The sequence below is a fragment of the Streptomyces fuscigenes genome (assembly GCF_021556455.1).
Lineage (GTDB): Bacteria > Actinomycetota > Actinomycetes > Streptomycetales > Streptomycetaceae > Streptomyces > Streptomyces fuscigenes.
Map to the genome: position 1 here is coordinate 1 of NZ_JAKGCV010000611.1, position 2,584 is coordinate 2,584.

The window sequence follows — 2,584 nt, forward strand, 5'->3', positions numbered from 1 at the left end:
GCCGGGGCGCCGGCGCCCCGGCGCGAGCGCGGGGGCGGCACGGCCGCGGTGGGCGCGGGCCCGGCGGCCGTGCGGGTCGAGGGGCTGTGGAAGCGGTTCGGGGAGCAGGTCGCGGTCGCCGGCATCGACTTGGAGCTGCCCGCCGGGCAGTTCATCGGGCTGGTCGGCCCCAACGGCGCCGGCAAGACGACGACTCTCTCCATGATCACCGGCCTGCTCCGGCCCGACCAGGGCCGGGTCACGGTCGCGGGCCACGACGTGTGGCGCGACCCCGCCGAGGTGAAGGCCCGCATCGGAGTCCTGCCCGAGGGACTGCGGCTGTTCGAGCGCCTGTCCGGGCGCGAACTGCTGGGCTATACGGGCAGGTTGCGCGGACTGCCGGGCGCGGAGGTCGACAAGCGGGCCGACCAGCTGCTGGAGGTGCTGGACCTGACGGGCGCCCGCGACAAGCTCGTCGTGGACTACTCCACGGGCATGCGCAAGAAGATCGGCCTCGCCGCCGCGCTGCTGCACAATCCCGAAGTCCTCTTCCTGGACGAGCCGTTCGAGGGGGTCGACCCGGTCTCGGCGCAGACCATCCGCGAGGTGCTTGAGCGCTACACCGGCTCGGGCGCGACCGTCGTCTTCTCCAGCCACGTGATGGAGCTGGTGGAGTCGCTGTGCGACTGGGTCGCCGTGATGGCGGCGGGCCGCATCCGGGCGCAGGGCACCCTCGCCGAGGTGCGCGGCGACGCGCCCTCCCTGCAGAACGCCTTCCTCGAACTCGTCGGCGCGCAGGGCCGCGCGGCCGGCGGCTCCCTCGACTGGCTGGGAGGTGGCAGGCGATGAGCGCCCAGGCGCCCTCCCCCGCCGCGGGGACCCGCCCCGTCGCGCCGGCCGCCGCGCGGCCCGTGCCGGCCGGCCTGACCCCCCTGTTCGTGCGGCTGAAGCTGTCCCTGCTGCGCAACGGGCTGCGCCAGTCCTCCAGCAGGGCCGCGGTGTGGGTGACGTCGCTCGTCGTGGTCGTCCTGCTGTCGGCGGGGGCCCTGCTGGGGCTCCTGGCGCTGCGCGCCGTGGACGACGGCGCGGCGCCCGCCGTGCTGGTGACGCTCCTGCTGGCCGTCGGGTGGGCGGTGATGCCGCTGTTCTTCCCGACCGGCGACGAGACGCTCGACACCACCCGCCTGGCGATGCTGCCGCTGCGCCCCCGGTCGCTGACGGGCGCGCTGCTCGCGGCCTCCCTCGTCGGCATGGGGCCGCTGTTCGCGCTGTGCCTGCTGACGGGCGCGGCGCTGGCGGCGGCGCACGGGGCGCTCGCCTTCGTGGTCGCGGCCGTCGCGGTCGTGCTGGCGCTGCTGACGTGCGTCGCGCTGGCGCGGGCGATCGCCACGGCCAACACCCGGCTGCTGACGTCCCGCAGGGGACGCGACATGGCGGTGCTGTCCGGTCTGGTGATCGCCGTGGGGATCCAGCTGGTCAACTTCTGGGTGCAGCGGCTCGGCGCGTCCTCGGGCCTGGCGTCGCTCGATCCGACGGTGGCGGTGGTGCGGTGGATCCCGCCGGCCTCCGCGATCGGCGCGGTGGCGTCGGCGAGCGAGGGCGCCTACGGGCGGATGGCGGTGCAGCTCGTGCTGGCGCTCGCGCTGCTCGCCGGCCTGGTCGCGGCCTGGCAGCGTTCGCTCGTCAAGCTCATGACGGCGCCGGACAGTTCGACGATCGCCGCCGCCGCGCCGAAGCGGCGCGGCCGCCGCACCGCGGGCCGGCGCCCGCTGCTGCCCGAGGGCCGCACGAGCACGGCGATGCTGCGCACGCTGCGCTACGTCCTGCGGGATCCGAAGACCAAGACGGCCTGGGTGTCGGCGCTGGTGGTCGGGCTGATCGTGCCCGTCTTCAACGCGCTCCAGGGCCTGAGCACCATCTACTTCGGCTGCTTCGCCGCGGGGATGCTGGGCACGCAGATGTACAACCAGTTCGGCCAGGACACCTCCGCGTTCTGGATGGTGGCCATGACGATCGCGTCGAAGCGGGACGCCTTCCTGGAGCTGCGGGCGCGGGCGCTCGCGCTCGCCGTCGTCACCCTGCCGTACTCGGTGCTGGTCAGCGTGGTGATGGCGGCCCTGACGCACGACTGGCGGGCGCTGCCCGAGGTCGTCGGGCTGTCCTGGGCGCTCCTGGGCGCCCTGCTGTCGGCGGGTTCGGTCGCGTCGGCCCGGCTGCCGTACTCGATCCCCCAGGAGAGCCGCAAGAACGTGGCGCCGGGGCAGACCGGACTCGCCGCGATGTCCATGCTGGGCGGACTGCTCGTCGCCCCGGTGCTGTGCGCGCCCGTCCTCGCGGCCACCATCTGGCTGCACGTCGGTGACCACACCGGCTGGAGCTGGGTGGTGCTGCCGGTGGGCGCGGCGTACGGGGCCCTGATCGCGTGGCTCGGCCTGCGGGTCGCGGCGGCGAGCACGGCGGACCGGCTCCCGGAGATCCTCGAAGCGGTCAGCAAGGGCTGAGCGCGCGAAGGGAGCGCCGCCGGGCGGCCGTCCGCGCGCCACGGTGCGGGCTGCGGTGCGGCCGTCCGCGCGCCACGGTGCGGGCTGCGGTGCGGCCGTCCGCG

The 2,584-nt window shown here is 75.3% G+C and carries 2 protein-coding genes; both read left to right on the forward strand.

The features are described from left to right. Nucleotides 1-48: 48 nt before the first annotated feature. The gene (locus tag L1885_RS26920) at nucleotides 49-828 is read left to right on the forward strand and encodes an ABC transporter ATP-binding protein (protein ID WP_235799764.1); all 780 of its coding nucleotides are present in this window, start codon (nucleotides 49-51) and stop codon (nucleotides 826-828) included. Further along, nucleotides 825-2,480, forward strand: a complete 1,656-nt coding sequence (locus L1885_RS26925; protein WP_235799763.1) for a transporter — start codon at nucleotides 825-827, stop codon at nucleotides 2,478-2,480. Before L1885_RS26920 ends, L1885_RS26925 begins: the two co-directional genes overlap by 4 nt. Nucleotides 2,481-2,584: the final 104 nt, after the last annotated feature.

Bases quoted from the DNA above. Each gene is read 5' to 3' on its own strand.
- L1885_RS26925 (WP_235799763.1), top strand. From the start codon at position 825: ATGAGCGCCCAGGCGCCCTCCCCCGCCGCGGGGACCCGCCCCGTCGCG.